This window comes from Pseudomonas sp. YNh (assembly GCF_037993085.1).
In the GTDB taxonomy this organism is placed as follows: domain Bacteria; phylum Pseudomonadota; class Gammaproteobacteria; order Pseudomonadales; family Pseudomonadaceae; genus Aquipseudomonas; species Aquipseudomonas putida.
Window position 1 is genome coordinate 68,377 of the sequence record NZ_JBBMRJ010000009.1, and the last position, 24,635, is coordinate 93,011.

Genomic DNA, 24,635 nt, shown 5'->3' on the forward strand with positions numbered 1-24,635 from the left:
ACACCCAACCAACGGAGCAGCAGCATGACGCAGCAACGCAAGGGCACCGCGCTCATTACGGGCGCCTCATCCGGTATCGGTTCGATCTACGCGGAGCACCTGGCCCGTCGCGGCTATGACCTGGTGCTGGTGGCACGCGACCGGGAGCGCCTCAACGCATTGGCTGGCCGGCTTACCACCGAAACCCGGCAGAACGTGGAAGTATTCCCGGCAGACCTGGCCAACGCCGATGACCTGGCCAAGGTAGAACGCAAACTGCGCGAAGACGCCAGCATCAGCCTGCTGGTGAACAACGCCGGTATCGGTACCCATACCGGGCTGCTGGAAAGCGACGTTGAGCGCATGGCGCACATGATCACCCTCAACGTCACCGCCCTCACCCGCCTTACCTATGCAGCTGTCCCCGGCTTTGTCGCTCGCAAGCAAGGCGCGGTCATCAATATCTCGTCCGTGGTCAGCCTGGCACCCGAACTGCTCAACGGCGTGTACGGTGGTAGCAAGGCCTACGTCACCGCGTTCACCCAGTCGCTGAACAAGGAACTGGCGGGTACTGGCATCCAGGTTCAGGCAGTACTGCCCGGCGCCACCGCGACCGATTTCTGGCAGACCGGCGGTTTGCCCGTCGAGCACCTGGACCCAGGCATCGTGATGTCTGCCCAGGACCTGGTATACGGTGCCCTGCAGGACTTCGACAACGGCGTGCTGATCTCCCTGCCGTCGCTGCACGACCTGCAAGCCTTCGACCACTTTGAGGCCAGCCGCCAAGCCTTGTTCGGCCAGCTGTCCAGCAACCGGCTGGCGCAGCGCTACAGCGCCAGGTGATCAGCAGCAAAAGGAACGTAGTCGAGAATGTGTGGGGCGACCATGCCAGGTCACGGGCGCTTCACACCATTTTCACTGCAAGCGAGAAAGTCTTACTCCACTCAGGCTGTTTTTTGAGTGAATCGAAACGAATAGTCTGAAGCCACTTTTCGCATCCCCAAGAGGCAACGCCAATGAAGGCAGTCGTTTACACCCAGCCCGGTCTACCGATCCACGACCCACAATCGCTGTATGACGCGCAGCTGCCCACGCCAAAACCGGGAGCCCGTGACCTGCTTGTGGAAGTCCGGGCAATTGCCGTCAACCCGGTTGATACCAAGATCCGTGCAAGCCGCGGTGGTGAGCAACCACAAGTGCTCGGCTGGGACGCTGTCGGCGTCGTCCGCGAGGTGGGGCCACAGGTTACGTTGTTCCAACCGGGCGACGAGGTTTTCTACGCCGGTGCCATTGACCGCCCAGGCAGCTACAGCGAGCTTCACGTGGTGGATGAACGCATTGTCGGGCATAAGCCCCGCAGCCTGGACAACGCCAGCGCCGCGGCCTTGCCGCTCACCTCAATTACGGCCTGGGAGCTGCTGTTCGACCGCCTGGGCGTTGAAGAAAACGGTGGCAAGCAGCAAAGCCTTCTGGTGGTCGGTGCTGCCGGCGGGGTTGGCTCGATCCTGGTTCAACTTGCCCGCAAGCTCACGCAGCTCACAGTCATTGGCACCGCCTCACGGCCCGAGACCCAAGCCTGGGTGCAGCAAGCGGGAGCCCATCATGTGATCGACCACTCCGAATCGATTCCACTTCAGTTGGAAGCGCTCAAGCTGGGGCCGGTCGACTACGTCATCAGCCTGACCCATACCGACACCTATCTTGCGCAACTGGTGGAAGTGCTGCGGCCACAAGGCAAGCTCGCGCTGATCGACGACCCCGCGCAACTGGATGTGATGCCGCTCAAGCGCAAGTCGCTTTCACTGCACTGGGAGCTGATGTTCACGCGCTCGCTGTACCAGACCGAAGACATGATCAAGCAGCACCAACTGCTCGAGCGCGTTTCGCGGCTGGTCGATGATGGCACGCTCAAGACGACCCTGGGCGAGCACTACGGCACGATCAACGCCGAGCACCTCAAGCGTGCCCACGCCATGATCGAGAGTGGCAAGGCACGCGGCAAGATCGTGCTGGAAGGCTTCTGAAGCCCGATCAGGCGCCCGACGGCCACGCAGTGGGCCCAGACACCGCATTGACGCCCTCCAGCGTCGCAAACGAAATGTCTTTCGCCGTGAGCAGGAAATCACTCATGTAAGGCACTTCGAGCATGTCGCTGCGTACTGCTGCGAACAGGGTGGCCTGCAACCCTGCTTCGCCCAGGCGCCTGGCCAGCACATAGCCACGGGAGGTGTACTCGTGCACCGCCCAGTTCGGCAGGCAGCAAACGCCACGGCCGCTGGCCACCAACTGCATCATCATCACGGTCATTTCTGCAGTACGTACCTGGGCAGGTTCGATGTCGGCCGGGTCGAAGAAACGGGTGAAGATGTCCAGGCGGTTGCGCTCGATCGGGTACGTGATCAGGGTCTGACTGGCAATGTCGTCAGGTTGCAGATACGGCTTGTCGCGCAGGGGATGATGTTTGTCGATGGCCAGCATGGCCTCGTACCCGAACAACGGCACGTACGTGATACCGGGCAGGGTCACCGGGTCGGACGTCACCACAAGGTCGAGGTCACCCCGCTCCAGGGCCGGCAGCGGCGCGAACGACAACCCCGATGCCAGGTCCAGTTCGACTTCCGGCCAGGCGCAGCGAAACTCGTCCAGCGAGGGCATCAGCCATTGATAGCAACTGTGGCACTCGATGGCGATGTGCAGCCGGTCGGCCGTGCCGCCTGCCAGCTTGCTCAGGTTGCGCTCCGTTGTGCGGATCAGCGGCAGCACCTGGTCGGCCAGCTGCAGCAGCTTGAGCCCCGCGGTGGTGAAGCGTACCGGTTTGGACTTGCGCACAAACACGGGCATGCCAACGCGGGTTTCCAGCTCCCGAAACTGGTGCGATAGCGCCGACTGGGTCAGGTGCAGGCGTTCGGCAGCCTCGGGCACGCTGTCCGTTTCGCGCAAGGCATGCAGAGTGCGTAGGTGTCTCAAGTCAATCATGAGCAGAAGGCAACGCTCAGGCCACGCCAAGGTTGCCAGAGAGTTCCCTGCGGACGATTGCCGCACCCGCACTCAACGCTCTGAGCTTGCCGCTGGCGACCCTGCGCGGTAAAGGCGCCATGCCACAGTTGGTGCAAGGATAGAGCTTGTCTGCCTCTAAAAATTGCAGGGCCTTGCGCAGGGTATTGGCCACTTCCTCGGGGGTTTCAATGGTGTGGCTGGCCACGTCGATCGCGCCGACCATCACCTTCTTGCCTCGGATCAGCTCAAGCAGGTCCATGGGTACATGGGAGTTGTGGCATTCCAGCGAAATGATATCGATGCTGGACTTCTGCAGCTTGGGGAAGGCTTCTTCATATTGCCGCCACTCTGATCCCAAGGTCTTTTTCCAGTCCGTGTTGGCTTTGATGCCGTAGCCATAGCAGATATGCACAGCGGTTTCACACTTGAGGCCTTCGATGGCCCTTTCCAAAGTGGCGACCCCCCAGTCATTTACCTCATCAAAGAAGACGTTGAAGGCGGGCTCATCGAACTGGATGATGTCAACACCGGCAGCCTCCAGCTCCCTGGCTTCCTGGTTGAGGATTTTGGCAAATTCCCAGGCCAGTTTTTCACGGCTTTTGTAATGGCTGTCATACAGCGTATCGATCATGGTCATGGGGCCTGGCAGCGCCCACTTGATGGGCTGACTGGTCTGCTGGCGCAGGAACCTGGCATCGTCGACAAACACCGGGTTTTTCCGGGCAACGGCACCCACCACCGTCGGTACGCTGGCATCATAACGGTCACGGATCCTGACGGTTTCGCGGTTCTCGAAATCAACGCCGCTCAGGTGCTCAATGAAGGTCGTCACAAAATGTTGGCGCGTTTGCTCACCATCACTGACGATATCAATGCCGGCGTTTTGCTGCTCCTGCAACGACAAGCGCAGGGCATCCTGTTTGCCTTCGATCAACGCCTCATCCTGCAATTTCCAGGGTGACCAGAGCGTTTCGGGTTCTGCGAGCCAGGAGGGTTTAGGCAAACTGCCGGCAGTCGAGGTGGGTAACAGCTTTTTCACGAGGTAAAACCTTATATAAGTTAATCAGCAGGCGTAATTGGCGGACCACTGCTCAAGCATCGCGTGGTGCGGTTTGATAAAGTGCTCCTCGACAAACTGCCCCTGCTCGATGGCCAACCGGCTACGCTCCTCCCGGTCATAAACAATACGGGTCAGCGAGTAATCCTGATGCTGCAAGCTGGGCCGATAGCACTTCCCTGCGGCAGAATTTGCATTGTAGATTTCGGGACGATAGATTTTCTGGAACGTGTCCATCGTGCTAACGGTGCTGATCAACTCAAGGTTGGTGTAGTCACTGAGCAAATCGCCCGAAAAATAGAAGGCCAACGGCGCAACACTGTTGGGCGGCATAAAATAACGCACCTTCAAGCCCATCTTCTCGAAATAAGTATCCGTCAAGGAGTACTCATCCTGCTGATATTCAAAGCCCAACACAGGATGCTGATTATCCGTTCGATGGTAGGTCTTGCTGCTGGAAACACTCAGGCAGATAACCGGAGGTTTGTCGAAGTGCCGCTGATACGTGCTTGAGTTCACGAAGTGCTTGAACAGCTTGCCGTGCAGCTCTCCGAAATGCTCTGGCGTGCTGAACACAGGCTGGTTGGCATTGTGCCCCAGCAGCACTACGCTGAAATCGTAATCGCGCACGTAGGAAGAAAAATTATTCCCTACCATGCCCGCGATGCGCTCGCCGGTTTGTCGGTCGATAACAGTCGTTTTCAATATTTCAATCAGCGGCAGCGCCTGATCGCTGCCCTCGGCATCGATACTCATCTCGACGGAAATGATGTCAAGCTCGACGGCGTAGCGGTCGCCTTTGGGGTTATCCCAATGCGCCAGGGCGTTGAAGCGGTTATCTATCATCCCGAAGGTGCTGCGCAAGTTCTCTTGCCGGCTCGCGCCCCTCGCCAGGTTGGCGAAGTTGGTGGTAATGCGGGTGTTCTCGGACGGGTGATAGTGCTCGTCGAAGCGAATGCTCTTGATGGAAAACTTGAAGTCTTTATTCGTCATGACCGGGAGCCTGCTCAAATATCCATATTCTCTATAATTAGCCGGTATTTTAGGTTGGGGGCATGACCGAGGGAACTGAATTGATTTCACAGAACCTTTAGCCATCCTCATGACGGGCGCGGGCAATAATGCGAAAGATTCGCCAGGTTAATGTGTGCCCTACCACCACTCGATGATCGCCGCGCTCCAAACGGCGCTCAGGCATCGTTGCCATCGCCGCCAGGCTCCCGCGCCGGTGCGGCAAACCACTTGTCCCGCGGCACCCACTTCTCCTGCACCGGGTCCCCCAGGTAATGCGGCGACATGATCTGCACCCCATATTCGTTGAACACGTCCTGGATGTTGGCGTGCAGCAGGCTCAGCAACTCCGCACGCGGCCTTGGCGCGCTAGGCACTGCCTGGGCCACCAGGCGGTATTCGGGGTAGAAGTCCGAAAGCCCGGTCTGGAACACCTGCGGGCTGGGGTTTTGCAGAATGCCATCGGTGCGCTGCGCCGCTTCCACCAGCATCGCCTCAACCTGGCGCCAGGGCGTGTCATAGCCGATGGTGACCACGGTATCGACAATGTAGCCCTGCCCTTGCACCACCCGCGAATAGTTGCGCGTCACCGAACCGGTGATCATTGAATTGGGCAGGGTCAGCACCTCGCCAAGGCCGGTGCGAATGGTGGTGTTGAAAATGCCGACTTCGGTCACCGTGCCTTCGTTGTCGCCTACCCTCACGTATTCGCCAGCCTTCAGTGTGCGCGAGTAGGTCAGGATCAGCCCTGCCGCCGCCTGTCCCACCACGCTTGTGGCACCCAGCGAAATCATCAGGCCCAACAGCACCGAAAGCCCTTTGAAGGCATCGGTACCAGAGCCGGGCAGGTACGGGTAAGCCATGACCAGGGCAAACAGCCAGATCGCCAGCGAAGTGAGCCGTGTCGTGGGCCGCAGAGTTTCTTCGGTCAGCCACTTCAATGTGCCCGGGCGGGCCATCCGCTCCAGCACGCGCCGGCTGAAACCGCTGATGCCACGGGCGATGAAGAAAATCATGACGGCCACGGCAATACCGGGGATGGCGTGCAGGATGCCGTCGAGCAGGTAGCGCAGCAGGTCGAGCAGGTGCAGGTTGAGGCTTTCGCCCCACGGCCGGGTGTAAGGGAACTGCGACAGCACGAAGCTCAGCCACTGGTAGCTGAGCAAAAGCACGATCACCCAATACATCAGGCGCAGCAGACGGTCGATGAGGTAGTACACGTACTGCATGTCGAACAATGGCAGCTGGCCTACCTTGATCTGCCGCGCGCGCTCACGCATCAACTGCGTCAGGCGCCCGCGCAGCTTGCGCCGGCCCAGGTTGGCGCCCTTGATAAGCACCACGAACACCAGTGTGGCGATGGCGGAAAAGCCCAGCGCCTTGAGCATAAAACGCAAGCTGCGCGCCTCGCCGGTTTCGTCCACTACCTGGCGCAAGGTGGCCGCTGCCTGCTCGGCGGCCGCGCGGGTGTCGCCGCCCTCCACGCCCAGGTCCTGCGGCGCGACGATGAAGGCCCGGCGCCCACCCAGCAGCACCAGGTGGCTGTTGACGATCGGGTCAATGCTCACCTTGAGCTCGTCGGTGCCGCGCAGTGCCTCCTCGATCACCGACGTGGCCCGCTGCACGCGGGCAGCAGGCGTTTCGCCCAGCAGTGTGGCGTGTAACGTGATAATGCTGCGGTTGGCGATTTGCAGTTCTGCCGGCTCACCCGGTATGCCATCGGTGGCGCTGCCGATGGCCTCCTTGCCCTGCCCCATCGTCGGCAGCAAGGCGCACAGCACCAGCAACACAGTCAAAAGGCGATTCATTGCGCACTCCCTGGCCCATGGCACGAACAGCGTTGCTGTAGTGATAGCACAGCCTCCACCGGCCGGGCCCAGGGGCCAGACGGTCATGGCGAATCGCCTTGAGAGGGCTATCGTTGCTTGTCTGGGCAACGACTACCGAGCGAGGGGCGCAGCCATGAACACCAGTGATCTACTCGAACAGTTGCTGCGCGCCGGGCAAGGCTCGCAAGGGCGTCAAGGCAGCGGCGGCATGTCATGGCAAGACGGCCTGGGCGGGTTGGGCGGCTTGCTGGGTGGCCTGTTGGGTGGCCGTGCTGGCAGCGGCACGGGCGGCTTGCCCCAGGGGCGCTCTGCGGGCGGCACCAATTTGGCCGCCCTGGCGTCGCTGGGCATGATGGCGTTCCAGGCCTATCAAAGCTGGCAGCGCAGCCAGGCGACAGCCCCGCAACAGGCGGTGCGTACTGTCGATCAGTTGTCCGGCCCCGAGGCCGAGGACCACAGCCATGCCATCTTGCGCGCGCTGATTGCGGCAGCCAAGGCAGACGGCCGCATCGACCACCAGGAAGAGCAACTGATTTACGCTGAAATCAAACGTCAAACCAGCGACCCACGGCTACAGCAATGGCTGGATGAAGAAGTCAGCAAGCCGCTCGATGTTGCCGAAGTGGCCCAGTCGGCACGGGACCCGGCCATGGCAGCAGAAATGTACCTGGCCAGCGTGATGCTGGTGGATGACCAGCAGGACGCCGAGCGGGCCTACCTTGACGAACTGGCCAGCGCACTGCAAATCGACCCGGCATTGCAGGTGCATCTGGAACAGCAAGCCAAGGCAGGTGCCTGAACGGGCTGTCAATTTACCCAGTGCAAACCAGACGTCTGAGGGACTGCGAAAAAGCTGTCGGTCAGTCGCGGCCTCTGAATGAGGGCTGAAACCGATGCGGCCAGTTTCTGCATTGCGGGGGTTGCCATGAATATATGGAAATACGTATATTCGGCTTTCCATATGTATTGGTGCAGCGATGATCACTCCGCCCGATGTCTTCAAATGCCTGGCTGACGAAACCCGCGCTCGCGCCACCCTGCTCATCGCCAGCCTGGGAGAGCTTTGTGTGTGCGAACTGATGTGCGCGTTGGGCGACAGCCAGCCGAAGATCAGCCGCCATCTGGCGCAGCTGCGCAGCAATGGCATGTTGCTGGACCGGCGCCAGGGCCAGTGGGTGTATTACCGCCTTAATCCAGCGCTGCCCGCCTGGGTTCACGAGATGCTGCAGGTCACCTTGCAGGCCAATTCGCAATGGTTGGCCGACAACACACTTCGGCTCAAGTGCATGGACGACCGCCCCGTTCGCGACGCCGCCTGTTGTTGATCACCCTTTCGGCCCTGGCACTGCGCCGGCGCCCCTGACGTCCGCCACGAAGCAAAGGAGCCCTCCATGCGAGTCCTGTTCATGTGCACGGCCAACAGCTGCTGCAGCATCCTTTCTGAAGCGCTGTTCAACCACCTTGCCCCGGCAGGTTTCGAAGCGATCAGTTCAGGCAGCTTCCCCAAGGGGCAAGTATTGCCCCGTAGCCTGAGCACGCTGGAGCAGGCCGGTATTTCGACTGCTGGCCTGAGTAGCAAGGGCAACGACGCATTCGAGGGCAACCCGCCAGACATCGTCATTACCGTCTGCGACAGGGCCGCCGACGAAGCCTGCCCGGTGTATTTCGGACCCGCGCTGAAGTCGCACTGGGGGCTGGAAGACCCGTCGGATGTGGTGGGTGACGAGGCGCGAGTCGGCGCGGCCTTCCAGGCCACGCTGGCCCACATCGAATCGCGCTGCCGAGCCTTCTTCGCCCTTCCATTCGCTAGCCTCGACCGTGATCAGCTCAAGCACGCGCTGGATCGCATCGGCACGCAATAAGCAGGAGTAAAAATGTCCGATCATCTCCCCAACCTCGACCTCGCGTTGTTCGATCTGCCCCCAACGGCAACCGTTGCCAGCGAGCACAAACCACGCATCCTGCTGCTGTATGGGTCTACCCGCGAACGCTCTTTCAGCCGCTTGCTGGTAAAGGAAGCCGCGCGCCTGCTGGAGCACTTCGGCGCCGAGACCAGAACCTTCGACCCTTCAGGCCTGCCGCTGCCTGATGATGCGCCGGTGGAGCACCCCAAGGTGCAGGAATTGCGCGAGCTGGTGCAATGGTCGGAGGGCCAGGTCTGGTGCTCGCCGGAGCGCCATGGGGCGATGTCTGCGGTGTTCAAGGCGCAGATCGACTGGGTGCCCCTGGCGATGGGCGCCGTTCGCCCCACCCAGGGCAAGACCTTGGCGGTGATGCAGGTGTGTGGTGGCTCGCAGTCGTTCAACGTGGTAAACCAGCTGCGGGTGCTTGGCCGCTGGATGCGGATGTTCACTGTGCCGAACCAGTCTTCCGTACCCAAGGCCTACCTGGAATTCGATGAGGCTGGCCGCATGAAACCTTCGCCGTACTACGACCGCGTGGTGGATGTGATGGAGGAGTTGGTAAAGTTCACCGTGCTGCTACGCGACCGTCAGGACTACTTGGTGGACCGCTACTCGGAGCGCAAGGAAACCGCCGAGCAGCTATCTGCCCGCGTCAATCAGCGATTAATCTGAAGCGGCTGCACGACCCCCTTGCACCAGGATGGCTAGCCCACCCTGGTGCGCTTTAGCGACGATCAGCGGTCTTGGTCACGCTGCGGGTTATCGCGTTGCGACTGCTGGCCGCCCATGCGGTCTTTATCCGCCTGGTTCTGCTGGTCGGTTACATTGTCTGCAGGCCGGCCGCCTTTGCTACCGGTATCACTGGAACGGTCCCAGTCCTTGTTCATCTTGTCTTCGGGCTTCTGCCCTGGCTGGTTATGACCCGGTTGTTGCTGGTTCGGCATGCCACCGCCCGAGCCTTGACCGCCCTGCTGCCCGGTACCCGCGGTGTTGCTGCCCGCACCGGTGTCAGCATTGCCCTGATTGCCGCCCTTGTCTTGATTATTAGCCATGATCGCTTACCTCAAGTCAGACACAGAAAGGCCTGTGTATTCGTACGACTGCGGCTTTGCTGGCGTGGCTGTATTTATTCGCCACCTTTCGGATAAGCGATACCAAATGCAGCGACTTGATACTGAGCCGCGCTAAATACCGATGTGCTGCAGGACGAAGCTCTGGGGAAACAGACACGCCGTGTCCAGAAAAATTGGGGCAATTCATCTGTTTAAGCTGATCTGTAGCGCTGCATGGCTTATCCTTGTGCCTCGCAATCAACTTCGAAGCAGTGAATTGAACAATGGGTTTTGAACAACTAGCTGAGCTACGTGACCGCCTGCGGGCGGAGAAAGTGCAGGAAAAGGCCGAAAGCCCGAAGCCCCCCAAGCGCAAGTCTCCGCCCCAGGCGAAGCCTCGTGAGCAGGACCCGGCGGTAGCGGCGATCTGGCCGTTGCAGAAGCATTTTCCACTGGCCTTCCCTGTCAATCCGGCCCCCAAGGTTCCGCTCAAAGAAGGCATCTTCAAGGATGCCGAGCAACACCTGGAGCTGCTTGGCATCACCAGTGAACAGCTCAAGCTGGGTATTTCCACCTGGTGCCGGGGCACCCGTTACTGGGCAAGCATGGTCGAGAACGCCCCGCGTCTGGACTTGAATGGCCAGGTCGCCGGTATTGTGACCGCCACTCAGGCGATCCATGCGAAGCAGCAAGCTGCTCGCCATCGCGGCCAGGACCGACGCAATCGTGCCAAGTCGAAAGCACGTGCTGCGGCCCCCGTTGCCGAGACCGCGGCCGAGCAGGCTCCAGACTGAATTCAGACGAAACAGTCGAAGGGTTGGCGCTGCTTGTGCGCATCGCCAACCAGCACATCCTCGCGCTGAAGATCAGTCAGCCACCACTGGACTTGCTCAGGATGGAACTGGCGCGCTTGGCGCAGGCAAGCAGAAAGGCACTTGCACAGAATGAGTCCGTCACCAACACAAGCTGCCCTTTGAATCTTACTGGACTGGAATCCTTTACCCGGCCCTGGTCGAGCGATGACGTATCGGGCTGTCTCAGCCAGTCTTGCTTCCCCACAAGCGCAGCGTTCATCGACTCACGCATACCTGAAACAAACGTGTAGGCATCGCTGTTTTTTTCGTGGTTGCCTTGCATGCTGACCAATGCGCTATCGAGTGTGGCAAGTGCCAGAGGAGAGACCCGCCACATTGCATACGAATGTGAGGATTGGCCCAGGCTTTCAACAAACGCCTCACCCAAGAGTGCAGACAGAATCCTCGCCCCGACCAAGCTGTTACCACCGCGATTGCCACGGGTGTCGAATACCACCAGTTTGGCGTCCTCGCTGCGACTGGGCAGGATCAACGCCGCAGCGCTGAACAGGGAGAGGGTCAGGTTGACCAGAAGCAGGAACTCGACGAAAGAAAAGTCTTTCTTGAATGTGGGAAGATCATTGAGGGCCCACCAGAATTCCAGCTGGAAAAGAAAAATTGTGAATGCCCACGCAAGGGCTACCCAATCTGGCGGTGCCGTCCGGCGGATCCGGAAAACGGTCATGACGCCCAAAAGAATCCTGGTGATGGACAAACCCAGCACCATCGAAAGCACGGTCACCAAGATAGGGAAATTGCCCACCGCCGCCTCCTCGGATGTACGCTGTTTCTCGCAAAGCGTGCCGTCGTTGACCTATACAATTCCTTGGTCAAACTTCCAGGACAAGGCCATCGGCCGAACCACCTGAAGAATGACCGAAGCGAGCCTCTGATGCGCTTGTGTGACCGCCATGGCCCAGATTAGGCTCTTACGGGATCGGCGGGAGATAGACAACTCGGTCTCGCCCTCCCTGTTTGGCTGCGTAAAGTGCACTGTCGGCACGCCGCAGTGCATCATCGATCTGCTCGCTATCGGCGACTAAAGTAGATCCTAGGCTGAGGCTCACCCTTAGCGCACCGCTGGAGAGTTGCATCGGTCTGCTGCCAACGAGCAGGCGCACGCGTTCCGCGATCCGCACCAGCTCGTCAGCGTCCTTTACCCGTAGCAATGCGACGAATTCCTCACCGCCCTGGCGTACCAGCAAATCGTCCGGGCGAAGGGCTGCTCGCAAGCGACGCGCACACTCGCAGAGCACCTGGTCACCGTCAGCATGACCATACTTGTCGTTTACCGACTTGAAGTGGTCAAGGTCCGCATACAGAGCACCCAGCTTCAGACCTTTCTCCTTTGCCAAACGGCGTTCCCGATCCTGGAAGGCCGCCACCGCGCCGCGGTTCCATAGCTGTGTTAGCGGATCAAGCAAAGCCTTGCGTTGCTCACGGTCCATTTCAAGCCGTAAGTCGTGGTTGGCCTGTATCAAGCTGCGCAGTTGTAGATAACCCTCTGCGAGCGTGGCCAAGTCTCTGAAGTTGGCCTGTTGGGCCTCACTTAGCAGGCGTGGGCGAGGGTCGAACATGCATAACGTTCCGATTGCTTTGCCGTTCCCGGCACGCAAGGGGTGACCGGCGTAGAAGCGGATGTAGGGTGCGCCAATCACCAGCGGATTATCGGCAAATCGCGCATCGTACTCGGCGTCAGGCACCACCAGGGTGTCGTCACCCAGAATGGCGTAGCCGCAGAAGGACACATTGCGCGGAGTCTCGTTTACATCTAGCCCAATCCTGGCCTTGAACCATTGCCGATCGTGATCAATCAGGCTGATCAGTACAGTATCCACGTGCGCCACTTCTTGAGTGAGGCGCACCAGGGTATCGAGGTAATGCTCAGCCGGTGTATCCAGCACATTCATCTCATCAAGGGTACGCTGGCGCAGCGTTTCGTCAGTCGGTAAGGGGCAAGCCGGCATGTCTTTTCTCCAGCCCATGGGTGGTAGCGTCTGCAAAAGACCCTACGCTGATTGAAGTCTTCACCACACATACTGCAATCGCAACGTCCAGGTGTTCACATCCGGTGAACCTGTGCGCTCGGAGACAGTGTCCGAATAGGCAATCAACCCGCCGAACTGGGGCGATAGCATGAAGCCCAGGCTGGCGCCCAGCAGTGTGTTCTCTTGCTGGTTATCCTGGTTGACGCCATTGATTCTGGTTTCCCCGCCTTTGTTATAGGTGGCGTCGAGAGAGGCCCACAGCGCACGGTTGAAGCTGTAGCTGTAGTGCCCTTCGACGGCATACAGCGGCTTCTGCTCAAGCTTGTTGTCGCCCAGGTAATCCTCATTGTCGCCATACAGTGACACGTAGGTGTTGACCTCGAGCCAGGTCGGCCCGATGGGCGTGCCAAATGCCAGCTCCGGTTTGAATACCCAGCGGTTGGCGCCGATGTTGATGATGCGCTTCTTGTCGTAATCGCCGGTGGGCGCAGTGACCCACATGGCCCCGGTCAGGAATGTCTCGGGCTGCCAGGTGGCGAACTCTTCCTGGGTCAGCGCCGGCCCGCCAAACAGGTTGTGCACGAAAACCAGCTGCACATCCCCCATCCCGCCATTGTGCTTGGTCCCGTCGAAAAAACGCGCATCGTCGAATGATGCACTGACATCGGCATACGGCTGGATTACCTGTATCGCAGAGTTGCGCCCGTCGATGCCGAAGGATCGCGCGTAGCGCAGGATGTACAGGTCGGCGTTCAGTGACAGCCCGTCGATCGGCAATGAAGTGTCGATCGGCGTGTTGGTGTCGATGAGGTTGTAGTAGCCGAAGATCATGTTCAGGTCGGTTGGCAGGTTTTGCCAGTCGCGAGCGTTTCTGGGGCTGGACGATGGCCAACATCTACAACCGCAGGCTGAAATTCAAGGACCTGCCCGAAGCAGGGCTGATGGGTGGCATCGTGCCGGTGGCGCCGATCAATCACCTGTCCATGCTCACCGACTACATCTCGCCGGGCGAACGCCTGGTCGCTTGCCCCAACCAGGACGTGGTCTACGGCGCTGGCAGCATTGCCCTGGATATTGAGCCGGTGGTGCTGCAAGTACCGGATTTCAAGGACCGTTTCTGGGTGTACCAGGTGGTGGACCTGCGCTCGGACAGCTTCGCCGAACTGGGCAAGATGTATGGCAGCAAACCCGGGTTCTATCTGCTGGTCGGGCCTGAATGGAACGGAAAAGTACCCGAAGGGATTACCCAGGTATTCCGGGCCAAGACCAATACCGGTTTTGTCATCCCCCGTGTTTTCCAGGATGACACCGACCAGGACCGCGAAGCGATTCAGCCATTCCTGTCGGGTATCGACATGTACCCACTTTCGCAATCCGATGGCAAAGCCAAACAGCGTGACTGGCGCAAGTCGCCCAAATTCCCTGCGCAAGCGGCGGGTGATGAAGAAACCCGCTGGGTGTTCCCGGAAAAGTTCTTTGATGAACTGCCGGCCATTCTCGCAGATGCCAAACCCTTGCCCGGTGAAGAGGCCCGCTACGCTCAATTGTCAAACCTGGCACAGATTGCACAGCGCGACCCTCAGCTGAAGCAGGCGATTATTGACGAAGCACAAAAAACCGATGAGGAAGTGGTCAAGCCGCTGTTGCAGTTCCGCAACTACGGCCAGCAACTGCCCCATCACTGGAGCACGATCACCAACGGCGCAGCGTTCGGTACCGATTACTTCCTGCGCACGGCGGTCGCCCGGTCGAACATCTTCGTCAACAAACAAATCGAGACCAAGTATTTCTACCAGGACCTGGATCAAACCGGACAACGCCTCAACGGTGCCCAACGTTACAGCGTGACGTTCGCCAAGGATGCCTTGCCGCCGGTTAAAGGTTTCTGGTCACTCACGCTCTACAACCAACAGCACTTCTTTGCCGAAAACGCCTTGGGCCGGTACTCCCTGGGCACCAAGAACAAAGCGTTGAAACACAATGCTGACGGCTCGCTGACGCTGTATGTGCAGAGCGAATCGCCGGGTGCCGACAAGGAAAGCAACTGGCTGCCCTCGCCGAAGGGCGCCGATTTCTCGCTGTACGTTCGAGCCTACTGGCCTGAAGCCTCTGCAATGAACGGCCAGTGGACCCCACCGGCGGTCGTCAAGGCCAACTGACAGCCGCATCAGGCCCCCTTTCAAACTGCGCCACATAAGGACACCCCATGAGCAGCTTGCGCAACACCCTGACCGCCCTGGCCGTAGCGGTCTCGCTGGGCAGCGTCGCCAATGCCGCCACGCGTTACGAAGAGCTGGCCAACCAGCCTTTCGAAAATGGCTTCCCGACTGAAGCCACCGCCCGCAGCCTGATAGACGAACTGGTCTTTCAGCGTGCAGTACAGTCGTACCTGTGGGCGTTGCCAGCAATCAACATCTGGTCGATGAAAGAGGCGTCGGAGAAACAGTTCGGTGCCGGCTACAACATCCTGCCGACCTGGAAGAAGCGCATCAATGCCAAGACGCTGGTGACCACCCCGAACTCCGACCTGGTCTACGCCATGAGCTACCTGGACCTGGCGAAGTACGGTCCGTTGGTGGTCGAGGCACCGCCCGGGGTGCAGGGCATGTTCGATGATTTCTTCCAGCGGCCGATTGTGGGGCCGACCATCGATGGCAAGACCTGGCGCGGTGACGTCGGCCTGGCCGGTCCCGACAAGGGCAAGGGCGGTACCTATGTACTGCTGCCGCCAGGTTATGACGGCCCTGAGCCTACCGAGGGCTTCGTCTACCGCTCGCGCACCAACAATGTGTTCCTGTTCTGGCGCACCTTCTTCAAGGACCCGAAGGACCTGAGCGTGCCGGTGGCCGAAGTGGAGCGCACGAAGATCTATCCGTTAGGCAAGAAGGATTCGGCGCTGCCCATGCAGTTCCCGGATGCTACCGGTGCGCCGATCAACATGCTGTTCCCCGAGGACGGCCGTTACTTCGAACTGCTCTCGCGCTTCATAGAAGCGGAAGCGGTCGACCCGGCGGACATGGACATGCGCGGCTTCCTGCATACCATCGGCATCGAAAAGGGCAAGGCCTTCGCCCCGGATGCCGAGCGACGCAAACTGCTGGATGAGGCGGCACGCACCGCGTTCAAGATGAGCAAGGTGGTCACCAGCCATCTGCTGATGAAAGAGCCAGGGGGGCTGTACTACACGGATCGCCAATATGTGAACACGTTCGCCGGGGAAAACACCGAGTTTCAGGCCAGCGGCACATTCACCAATCTTGAGCAGCGAGTGGCGTTCTTCACCTCTGCCTACTCGGACAGCCCGGGCATGGTGATGAACTTGGTCGGCGCCGGCGCCAAGTACCCGGCGACTACCCGCGATGCCGACGGCAAGTTCCTCGATGGCGCCCACACCTACAAGCTCAATCTTCCGGCAAATGTGCCGGCGGCGTTGTTCTGGTCGGTGACGGCCTATGACAACCTCACAGCCTCGGGCCTGGACAACGGCCAGCCTTTCCCGTCGCTCAACCAGATGGACAAGCCCGCGCAGAACAGCGACGGCTCGACCGACATCTACTTTGGCCCTGAATCACCAGGCACAGGGAAAAACTGGATTCGGACCGTACCGGGCAAAGGCTTCCTGGTGATCGTGCGCCTATACGGTCCCAAGCAAGCGTTCTTCGACCAGAGTTGGAAGCCCAGTGATCTGATCAAGCAGTAGCAAGAGGCTGCGCCAGCCCTTGCAGGTGTCGATACCCAGCCGCTTGAGCGAAATCGGCCAGGTGCCAGATCACGCCGTTGGCGCCCCATGAACCATCGGAGACTACGCAGTTACATCGGAGGTAGGCCCAACTTGATATTGCTCATCGGTCACTTTTTCCAGCCAAGTAACGTTCTTGCCATCCAGGGCTTCCTGCACGGCGATATGGGTCATGGAGGTGGTCGCGGACGCGCCATGCCAGTGCTTGTGGCCAGGCGGGCACCAGATCACGTCACCTGCACGAATCTCGACAATGGGTTCACCTTCGCATTGGGTCCAGCCGCAGCCCGCCGTGACGACAAGGGTCTGCCCCAGAGGATGGGTGTGCCAGGCGGTGCGGGCGCCCGGTTCGAAGGTGACGCTGGCGACCGAGACGCGAGCGGGTTCAGGCGGGAAGTTGAGCGGGTCGATACGAACGGCGCCGGTAAACCATTCCTCCGGGCCTTTGATCGATGGCTGTGAGCCTGCGCGCTTGAGTTCCATTCGGTTGTCCTCGTGGTGAGTTAGTTAATCGCGTTGTTCGGGCTTGGGCAGCGCAAACGCCACCACGTAGTCACCCTTTTCAGTTGTGGCGGAATTGCCACCAGCGCTGACCACCACAAACTGGCGACCACTACGGGGTGACAAATATGTCATTGGTGTGGCCTCGGCGCCGACCGGAACCTTGCCTTTCCAAAGCTCTTTGCCGGTGCGCACGTCCAGTGCACGAATGGCAAAGTCCTGTGTGCCAGCCATGAACACCAAGCCGGCGGAAGTGGATATCGGCCCGCCACGGGTCGGCATGCCGACGGGCATGGGCAGGTGTGTGGCGATACCAAGCGGGCCGGTTTCTTCGGCCGTTCCCAACGGCATGGACCAGACCAACTGACGCGTTGCCAAGTCAATCGCACTGATCGTTCCATACGGAGGTTGTTGGCACGGCACACCGAGTGGGGACAGGAAGCGCCCTTGTTCGATGCCCCACGGGGTGCCGAGCTGTGGGGCGTTGCCTTCATGGCCGCCGTTGCTCATGCCCTTGTCGTAGGCCTGGCGCGGAATCATCCGGCTCCAGGTCGCTACACGGGTGTCGTTGACCACCAGGTAACCCAGGTTCTCGGCAATGGTTACCGAGCCCCAGTTCATGCCTCCCAGCCAACTTGGGTACTGCAAGGTCAGCTGCTCGCTCGGTGGGGTGAATTCACCCTCGTAACGGGAGCGGCGAAAGTCGATTCGGCAGATCAACTGGTCGAGCGGAGTAAGCCCCCACATGCGCTGTTCGCTAAGCGGCTCGGTACCAATGGAAGGCATGCCGATCGAGTACGGCTGTGTCGGTGCCGTCCAGTCATCTGCCACACCGCCCTGAGGCACGGCGAGGTCTTCAACCTTGGCAATCGGCGTACCTGTGCGACGGTCGAGCATGAAAATCTGGCCGCGTTTGGTGGTTTGAATCAGCGCAGGGATCGTCCCACCCTGCCCGTCCGGCACATCGTAGAGCGCCGGTTGCGAAGGCACGTCGTAATCCCAGATGTCGTGCCGTACGGTTTGGAAGCGCCACTTCTCGCGCCCGGTGGCAATGTCCAGCGCCACGATGGACGACGAATAACGCTCGTCTGCCGCCGTGCGGTGACCGCCCCAAAAGTCGGGCGTCGCGTTGCCGGTTGGCAAATAGATAAGCCCCAAGGCGTCATCGAATGCCGGGGTCGACCAGACGTTTGGCGTGCCTGCCGAGTAAGTCCCACCTTCCGGCGGTAACCGGGTGATCGCGGGATTGCCCAGGTCCCAGGCCCATACAAGCGCCCCGGTGTGTGCATCGAATGCCCGAACCACACCCGAAGGCTCGCCGACTTTCTGGTTGTCCCATACCAGCCCGCCTACCACCACCAGATTCCGCACCACGGTGGGCGCTGCAGTGGGGAAATACAGTTCCTGGTTTTGCTCACCCATACCCACCCGCAGGCTTACGCTGCCGCCGTCACCGAAGTGTGTGCAGGGGGCACCGGTCATGGCATCAACTGCGATGATGCGGGCATCTACGGTGGTGGCAATAATCCGAGGCATACACAGGGAAGAGGCGTTCTGCGCGCTGCTCGCCGTAGTGTTTGCCGCGTCGTCGTAATAGCCCACACCACGGCAACGTGGGTAAACGTTGTTGGTTGCGGCCTTAGGGTCGAAACGCCAGATTTCTTCACCGGTATCGGCATTCAGGGCGAACAATTTGCTGGATTGGGTGCAGCCGTACAGTATGCCGTTGACGTGCAGAGGTGTAACCACGTGACCTTGGCGGCCCTCGGGAATTTCGCCGGTACGGTAGGTCCACGCCACCTTGAGTCCGGCAACGGTGTCTGGGGTTATCTGTTCCAGCGCAGCGTGCCGAGTGCCGGAAGGCGTCCGCCCAAAGTAACGCCAGTCAGGGCCGTCCACTCGTCCCACCGCGACGCCTGGCACCGGGGCAGTGGCGCCATCTGCGGTTTGAATCGGCTGTGGTTGCAGTGCCGTGTAAAACGTTGCGCCCAGGGCGACAATCAGCACAGCGGCCAGACAGAGACTGGGGCGTTTGGCCTTGGGGCTAGTCGGAGCACATAACAACAGCAATACCGCCAACACCGCAAAGAGTACCAAGCGGGAAAACAACGGCCAGAACCCAAGACCGACTTCCCACAACGACCACACCACCGTGCCCGCCAGCACCAGCAAATACAGCACCACACCCAGCCAACGCTGCCGGGCAATCAATACCCCCGCCACCAGCAGCCCCAGCCCTGCCAAGGCAAAGTACCAGGAGCCTCCCAAACTGATCAGGTAGGCGCCGCCAACGGCCATGCCAAGCCCGACCAACAGGATGAACAAGCCAAGGATGACCAGCATCGCTGAGCGTAAAGTTGCGGTGACGGCAGGTGGCATATGCTTACGGCTCCGAATCCATTTGAATAGGCGTTCAGTGGGCGTGGCTTATCGCATCACAAAGCCGCCATCGACAGAAATGGACTGCCCTGTCACGTAGCTGGAGGAGTTACTGCACAGCCACAACACGGCATCGGCAATTTCTTCGGGGCGGCCGTGGCGGGCCATAGGGATGAGTTGCAACATGCCGTCGAGCGCGTCTTTCTGCCCCGAGGCCACCATCTGATCGGCCATGGGGGTCCATATCAGGCCGGGACACACGGCGTTTACACGAATGTTCCGGGCGGCGTATTCCAGAGCGGCGCTTTTGGTCAGGCCGATCACACCATGCTTGGCAGCGTGGTAGTTGGCCCGTTGTGCGCCGCCCACCAGGCCACCCAGCGAGGAACAGTTGACGATGGCGCCGCTGCCTTGCTCACGCATGTGCTGCAACTGGTATTTCATGCAGGCCCACACACCCCGCAAGTTCACCGACATGACCCGGTCGTAATCCTCGCTGGAGGCATCAGCAGTTTCGGCTAACTGGTTCTGGATGCCGGCATTGTTGAACGCGGCGTCCAAGCGGCCAAAGGCGGCAACGGTGGCTTTAACCATCGCTTCAACCTGATCCAGGTCGCTGACATCGCAACCCAAACCGATGGCTCTGTGGCCCTTGCTGACCAGCGCTTCAGCCGCCGATTGGGCGGCTGCGCCGTTGATGTCGGCCAGAGCAACGGCAGCGCCGGCATCAGCGAATGCCTTGGCGGTAGCCAGGCCAATGCCAGATGCTGCACCGGTGACCAGTGCGACTTGGTTTTGAAAGGAAAAGCTCAAGGATAGATCTCCGCTAGCACAATTCACCGAAAAACTGCGAGGCCGGACCCGCGGCATCTCTTATGGTTGGCAGGCTAATCAGGAAAGCTTCTGAGAACTAGGCAGGGAAAACAGGATGCTCCAGTGAGTAAGGCTCATCAATGGGGGCGCCAGATCTGGGTAATTGATGAGCGTTACTCACAACTTCATGCCGATTGGCCTCAGTAGTCGCTACGCTTGTGCTGCATTAAGTTGCCCACTGAAATGATCTTCGCCTCAGGAGCTTACTGATGCCAAAAATCACCGCCGGGTTAGCCCTTGCTACTGCACTGATCTCGAATGCGGCCATTGCAGCCCACCCTGCCCCCGATCAACCCATGCTGATTGTGAAGAATGGTGAGCAGCCCTCCATCGAGGGGCCGGCGAGCGGTTTTGTCGGTAGCGCGCGGATTGATCCGCTATTCCCCACCCGAGCGCCGTCTCGGGTGTCGGCGGGTTACGTCAACTTCCAACCGGGCGGCCGTTCGATGTGGCACACCCACCCGCTGGGGCAGGCTTTGGTGGTGACCGCCGGCACAGGCTGGGTTCAGCAAGCGGGTGGTAAGAAGCAGTTGATCAAACCAGGGGATGTGATCTGGACGCCCCCAGGTGTCAAACACTGGCACGGCGCAACGGCCACCACCGGCATGACCCATATGGCCATTCAAGAGTCTCTCGACGGCAAGAACGTTGAATGGCTGGAACCCGTCAGCCAAGCGCAATACGAGGCCGCCGAATGAAGTGTGGAAGCACAAAAGCTGAGTGCCAAACCGCGAGGTGTCTGATTTCAGCAAACACGAACTGGCCTGATCAGGGGCTGATCGGCCCCAACGGCTGAACCTCGCGAATCAGGTCAATCAACAACCGCAAGCCCACCGGCAGTTGCCGGTGGCTTGAGTAATACATGTGAAAACCCGGCGCGACGCTGGACCAGTCATCCAGCACCCTGAGCAAATCGCCGGAGGCCACCAGCGGCGTGATCACCGGCTCAGGCGCGTACATCAAGCCAGCGCCGTGCCGAACCAATGACACGCCAATGCGCGTCTCATCAATGGTGATCGCCCCCGGAACAGCGATGGCCAACTGTTCGCCATCCTTCTCGAATTCCCAGTCGTACATCCGGTCATTGCCAAGACGAATCCGTAAGCAGCGGTGCTTGAGCAAATCGAGCGGATGCTTCGGCTCGCCAAAGCGATGGAGGTAGTTGGCAGAGCCTGCCACCACCCAGCGAATGTCCGGCGACAGGCGCTGGGCGATCATGTCTTCCGGCACCGTACCGCCATAACGAATGCCTGCGTCATGCCCGCCACCAATCACATCCACCAAACGGTTGGTGACCGTCAGGTCGATTTCGATGTCGGGGTAACGGTCATTGAAAAGGGGTAATACGGGGCCAAGGAGAAAATCCGCGCCATCGCTCAAGGTGTTTAAACGAATGCGTCCAGTGGGCTCATCGCGGTAGCGATTGAGCACCTCCATCGCCTGGCCGATTTCATCGATAGGCCCACTGATCAGGGAATGCAACTCTTCGCCGGCGGCGGTCAGCGTCACACTGCGGGTGGTTCGATTCAGCAGCCGAACACCAAGGCGAGTCTCCAGACCTTTGATTGCATGGCTGAGCGCCGACGCGCTGATACCCACATCAAGGCCTGCCCGGTTAAAACTCTGGTGGCGGACAATAGCCAGAAAGTAAACGAAGTCGGCCAGGTTGGCACGGCTGAGTTGCATGGGCGGCTCCTGCTGACAAAGACGGTTCGCGGATGTCTCTATACCAGCATTAGCAGCTTTCGTTAACAGGCCCCTCATTCGAAGCTCATTTCTCAGCGCCGGCCTGGCCAGGCGCTAGGGGCAATCACAGCGCCACCTGTGCCAAACAGCCAGGCAAAGCCCGTTTGAACCAGAACACTGGGTGCGTCACCCACGGAAGGTCGCTGCGCACGCCAAAAATGTCACGGACAGCATTACGACTGCCTGGGTGTCAACACAGAGGCGGTAGCGTTCTCGCTGGAGAAAACAAGGAACGCCAAGTGGGCCTCATAGCGATTGAGCACATCATCTATGACCTGCTGTTTGGTCAGGCCCATCAAGTCATAACCGCCAGACCCCGTCTGGGTGAACACCTCCAAACGGTAATAGACATCGATCTCGCGCGTCATGCGGCCACTGAACATGGGCACAGGCGCCTCGACAATAGCGACGTGGTAATGGAAGTCACGGAATTCGTCCATCGATACCTGCAGCAGCGGTTCCTCGATACCGCTGGTATTGACCAGGTTTTCCCGGGTGACGTGATAGCCCTGATGGCGGAATTCAGCGACGACTTCGCCCAGCGCTGGCCCGACTGTCCGGTCCAGGAACTGGGTGACCTGGTGCAGCGATGGGTACGCCCGCAGGTGCTCGAGCCGTTGCTTCCAGGAGCGCTCCGGTACATGCCCCCCGCTCGCCGCCATCGAGGGACGGCGCAGCACGCGCCCTTCACGTTCGGCACGTTCCATGCGCAATACCTTGTAGAAGGATGCCATCACCAGATAAGCAATGACCGTCACCGGTAGCGCAAAGATCAGCGTTGCATACTCCATGGTCGTGACCCCACCTGCGACCAGCATCGCCACAGTGAGCATGGCCGTGAGCAAGGCCCAGAAAATCCGCAACCAGCTCGGGCCGTCCTGGGAAGGGTCGGGAATCGTTGCAGAAAAGTTCGACATCACCATCGCCCCGGAGTTGGCGCTGGTGAGGTAGAACAGCAAGCCTGACAGCGTTGCCAGTCCAATCAGGAACGTCGAGCCCGGGAACATCTGAAGCAGTGCATACCAACCCCGCTCGGGGCTGTCCATCGCCAGCGTGGCAAACTCGGTGTTGCCCTGGAGCACCTGAAAAAGTGCGCTGTTGCCGAACAGCGAGACAATGATGAAATCGCACAGTACCGGCGCTGTGACTGCCGCCAGGACGAATTCACGCAAGGTGCGGCCCCGCGAGATTCGCGCCAGGAACACGCCGACGAATGGCCCCCAGGCCAGCCAGAAGGCCCAGAAAAACAACGTCCACCCCCCCATCCAGCCGGCCCCGTCGGGCTCGTAGGCAAACGTCTGGAATGTACGCGCAGGAAAGGTGACGAGAAACTGACCGATGTTCGACACCAGTGCATTCAACAAGAACGCCGTCTGCCCTGTTATCAGGATGTACAGCATCATCGCCACGGCGCTCCAAAGGTTCAACTCGGCGATCCAGCGGATGCCTCGGTCAACCCCGGAGGTGGTGGCCGCAATGGTAAGCGCCACAGCACCCATCACCAATGCGATCTGTAATGAGAGGCCCTGTTCCAGGGCGAATATCAGCGAAAAACCAACACTCAGCAATACCACACCTATACCCATCGACGTGGCGACTCCAAACACGGTGCCGACCAGCGCAATGATACTGATGCCATCGCCCAAGGGGCCGCGTACGCGTTTGCCAAACAGCGGGTAAAGCGCGGCGCGAATCGACAGCGGCATGTCCCACCGATAGGCGAAATAACCCATGGCCATTCCCAGCAGGGCATACATCGCCCACCCTGCGATGCCATAGTGAAACATGGTCCAGATGACCGCGTCCTGCATGGCCTGGGCAGTACCGCCTTCGCCGCTGGGCGGGTGCAAGTACTGTACGACCGGGCCGGTGACCGAATAGAACAGCATGTCTATGCCGACCCCTGCGGCGAACAGCATGGCAACCCAGGTCACCAGCTTGTACTGCGGCCGCGAGTGGTCAGGGCCGATGCGCACGTCCCCTTCCCTGGATAACGCCACCCACAGCACGAAGCCGACGACCAGGGTCATCGTCAGCACGTAGTACCAACCCAGGTTCGTCGCAATCCAGTCGGTTGTCCGCTTCATCGCCGAGCGTGCCGCATCGGGCATGAGGATCGTGGTAATGGAAAACACCAGGATCACCATTGACGAGATCAGCAGGACGCGCCAGTTGATGCGCGCCTCCTTATGTACGACCAATTGGCCGGGACCTTTGCTGAGGTCACTGCGAGATACGGGAGGATCGTCAGCGTCGCCTGGTCGGCCAGGGCGGCGTGCCGTGCCGCCGAATTTGCTGCGCTCGAGTGCTGCCATCGACTTCACGCAGGGGCCAGCAGTCGTTGAAGTGGTCGGATCGTTACCGTTGCAGTGTTGATCCTTGGGAGGTACGAAGGGCATGAGCTTTCTCCTGTTGCGTACTTCATTCAACTCCACCTGATCAGGCCTGCCTCACAGTAGGAGCGAATTCCATCCATTCGGTTGTTTCATGCGATTGCACGCGCGCGTATGCGCGTTTGGGCAGCAGTCCCCAAGGCAGGCTCGCCCGGCGCCAGCGCAAGTGCGTGAAAGGGCCTGATGATGACGACCACATTGATCGTGCGGGGCAGGATTGCCGGTTCTGGACCAGGCTCCGTTGGCCGGGCGCAAGGCAGACAGCACAAGAGTGTTACGCATGTCGGCTGGATACACCGCAGTTCAGCCCCGCAGTGTCAATCAAGCGTTTCA

At 59.9% G+C, this 24,635-nt stretch carries 20 protein-coding genes and 3 pseudogenes; 10 read left to right on the forward strand and 13 right to left on the reverse strand.

Features of this window, described 5'->3' with window-relative positions:
• Positions 1-24 precede the first annotated feature (24 nt).
• On the forward strand, positions 25-822 hold the full coding sequence (locus tag WF331_RS11765; RefSeq protein WP_284397640.1) for an SDR family NAD(P)-dependent oxidoreductase: 798 nt from the start codon (positions 25-27) through the stop codon (positions 820-822).
• A gap of 173 nt (positions 823-995) precedes the next feature.
• The gene (locus WF331_RS11770) at positions 996-2,003 is read left to right on the forward strand and encodes a zinc-binding alcohol dehydrogenase family protein (RefSeq protein WP_016500132.1); all 1,008 of its coding nucleotides are present in this window, start codon (positions 996-998) and stop codon (positions 2,001-2,003) included.
• A 7-nt stretch (positions 2,004-2,010) separates the two neighbouring features.
• Here the strand turns inward: WF331_RS11770 and WF331_RS11775 are convergent, their stop codons facing one another.
• The 4 genes from WF331_RS11775 to WF331_RS11790 form a co-directional block, all read right to left on the reverse strand.
• Positions 2,011-2,955: a LysR family transcriptional regulator gene (locus WF331_RS11775; RefSeq protein WP_229609021.1), complete on the reverse strand. Its 945-nt coding sequence runs from the start codon at positions 2,953-2,955 to the stop codon at positions 2,011-2,013.
• Positions 2,956-2,971: 16 nt separating this feature from the next.
• Positions 2,972-4,015: a methionine synthase gene (locus WF331_RS11780; RefSeq protein ID WP_340622941.1), complete on the reverse strand. Its 1,044-nt coding sequence runs from the start codon at positions 4,013-4,015 to the stop codon at positions 2,972-2,974.
• Positions 4,016-4,039: 24 nt separating this feature from the next.
• Entirely contained in the window at positions 4,040-5,026 is a 987-nt protein-coding gene (locus WF331_RS11785) for a DUF1852 domain-containing protein (protein ID WP_016500135.1), read from the reverse strand.
• Between the two features lie 197 nt (positions 5,027-5,223).
• Positions 5,224-6,852, reverse strand: a complete 1,629-nt coding sequence (locus tag WF331_RS11790; protein WP_016500136.1) for a mechanosensitive ion channel family protein — start codon at positions 6,850-6,852, stop codon at positions 5,224-5,226.
• A gap of 154 nt (positions 6,853-7,006) precedes the next feature.
• Here WF331_RS11790 and WF331_RS11795 point away from each other — a divergent pair, with 154 nt between their 5' ends.
• The 4 genes from WF331_RS11795 (at position 7,007) to arsH (ending at position 9,449) form a co-directional block, all read left to right on the forward strand.
• On the forward strand, positions 7,007-7,672 hold the full coding sequence (locus WF331_RS11795; protein ID WP_340622942.1) for a tellurite resistance TerB family protein: 666 nt from the start codon (positions 7,007-7,009) through the stop codon (positions 7,670-7,672).
• A 178-nt stretch (positions 7,673-7,850) separates the two neighbouring features.
• Positions 7,851-8,198, forward strand: coding sequence for a metalloregulator ArsR/SmtB family transcription factor (locus WF331_RS11800; RefSeq protein ID WP_049277060.1), 348 nt, complete (start codon positions 7,851-7,853; stop codon positions 8,196-8,198).
• Between the two features lie 66 nt (positions 8,199-8,264).
• A complete protein-coding gene (locus WF331_RS11805; RefSeq protein ID WP_340622943.1) occupies positions 8,265-8,735 on the forward strand; it encodes an arsenate reductase ArsC in 471 nt (156 codons plus the stop codon).
• A gap of 12 nt (positions 8,736-8,747) precedes the next feature.
• Positions 8,748-9,449 carry an arsenical resistance protein ArsH gene (gene arsH / locus WF331_RS11810; RefSeq protein ID WP_340622944.1) on the forward strand — a complete coding sequence of 234 codons (702 nt, stop codon included), beginning with the start codon at positions 8,748-8,750 and terminating at the stop codon, positions 9,447-9,449.
• 62 nt (positions 9,450-9,511) lie between these two features.
• On the opposite strand, the gene WF331_RS11815 is transcribed toward arsH, so the two are convergent.
• A complete protein-coding gene (locus WF331_RS11815) occupies positions 9,512-9,829 on the reverse strand; it encodes a hypothetical protein (protein WP_016500141.1) in 318 nt (105 codons plus the stop codon).
• Positions 9,830-10,113: 284 nt separating this feature from the next.
• Here WF331_RS11815 and WF331_RS11820 point away from each other — a divergent pair, with 284 nt between their 5' ends.
• The gene (locus WF331_RS11820) at positions 10,114-10,623 is read left to right on the forward strand and encodes a ProQ/FinO family protein (protein WP_016500142.1); all 510 of its coding nucleotides are present in this window, start codon (positions 10,114-10,116) and stop codon (positions 10,621-10,623) included.
• Positions 10,624-11,149: 526 nt separating this feature from the next.
• Here the strand turns inward: WF331_RS11820 and WF331_RS11825 are convergent.
• The 3 genes and pseudogenes from WF331_RS11825 to WF331_RS11835 form a co-directional block, all read right to left on the reverse strand.
• A pseudogene (locus WF331_RS11825) lies at positions 11,150-11,446 on the reverse strand (hypothetical protein); the annotation flags it as partial.
• Between the two features lie 166 nt (positions 11,447-11,612).
• The gene (locus tag WF331_RS11830; protein WP_016500144.1) at positions 11,613-12,650 is read right to left on the reverse strand and encodes a sensor domain-containing diguanylate cyclase; all 1,038 of its coding nucleotides are present in this window, start codon (positions 12,648-12,650) and stop codon (positions 11,613-11,615) included.
• A 60-nt stretch (positions 12,651-12,710) separates the two neighbouring features.
• Positions 12,711-13,541 (reverse strand): annotated as a pseudogene (locus WF331_RS11835) (transporter); the annotation flags it as partial.
• On the opposite strand from WF331_RS11835, the pseudogene WF331_RS11840 reads away from it, so the two are divergent.
• Both WF331_RS11840 and WF331_RS11845 read left to right on the forward strand, forming a co-directional pair.
• Positions 13,541-14,830 (forward strand): annotated as a pseudogene (locus WF331_RS11840) (DUF1254 domain-containing protein); the annotation flags it as partial. The pseudogenes WF331_RS11835 and WF331_RS11840 overlap by 1 nt on opposite strands.
• Positions 14,831-14,877: 47 nt before the next feature.
• Positions 14,878-16,371, forward strand: coding sequence for a DUF1254 domain-containing protein (locus WF331_RS11845; RefSeq protein ID WP_016500149.1), 1,494 nt, complete (start codon positions 14,878-14,880; stop codon positions 16,369-16,371).
• Positions 16,372-16,473: 102 nt separating this feature from the next.
• Here the strand turns inward: WF331_RS11845 and WF331_RS11850 are convergent, their stop codons facing one another.
• Genes WF331_RS11850 through WF331_RS11860 form a run of 3 tightly spaced genes read right to left on the reverse strand, consistent with a single transcriptional unit; the run spans position 16,474 to position 20,103 of the window.
• Entirely contained in the window at positions 16,474-16,893 is a 420-nt protein-coding gene (locus WF331_RS11850; protein WP_016500150.1) for a (R)-mandelonitrile lyase, read from the reverse strand.
• A 24-nt stretch (positions 16,894-16,917) separates the two neighbouring features.
• A complete protein-coding gene (locus tag WF331_RS11855) occupies positions 16,918-19,290 on the reverse strand; it encodes a membrane-bound PQQ-dependent dehydrogenase, glucose/quinate/shikimate family (RefSeq protein WP_197538700.1) in 2,373 nt (790 codons plus the stop codon).
• A gap of 48 nt (positions 19,291-19,338) precedes the next feature.
• Positions 19,339-20,103, reverse strand: coding sequence for an SDR family NAD(P)-dependent oxidoreductase (locus tag WF331_RS11860; RefSeq protein ID WP_016500152.1), 765 nt, complete (start codon positions 20,101-20,103; stop codon positions 19,339-19,341).
• A 269-nt stretch (positions 20,104-20,372) separates the two neighbouring features.
• Here WF331_RS11860 and WF331_RS11865 point away from each other — a divergent pair, with 269 nt between their 5' ends.
• Positions 20,373-20,861 (forward strand): (R)-mandelonitrile lyase, encoded by a 489-nt coding sequence (locus tag WF331_RS11865; protein ID WP_016500153.1) that lies wholly within the window; start codon positions 20,373-20,375, stop codon positions 20,859-20,861.
• A 70-nt stretch (positions 20,862-20,931) separates the two neighbouring features.
• Here WF331_RS11865 and WF331_RS11870 read toward each other — a convergent pair whose 3' ends face one another.
• Together WF331_RS11870 and betT are read right to left on the reverse strand one after the other, a co-directional pair.
• Positions 20,932-21,849 (reverse strand): LysR substrate-binding domain-containing protein, encoded by a 918-nt coding sequence (locus WF331_RS11870; RefSeq protein WP_016500154.1) that lies wholly within the window; start codon positions 21,847-21,849, stop codon positions 20,932-20,934.
• Between the two features lie 233 nt (positions 21,850-22,082).
• Positions 22,083-24,308: a choline BCCT transporter BetT gene (gene betT / locus WF331_RS11875; protein ID WP_284397667.1), complete on the reverse strand. Its 2,226-nt coding sequence runs from the start codon at positions 24,306-24,308 to the stop codon at positions 22,083-22,085.
• Positions 24,309-24,635: the final 327 nt, after the last annotated feature.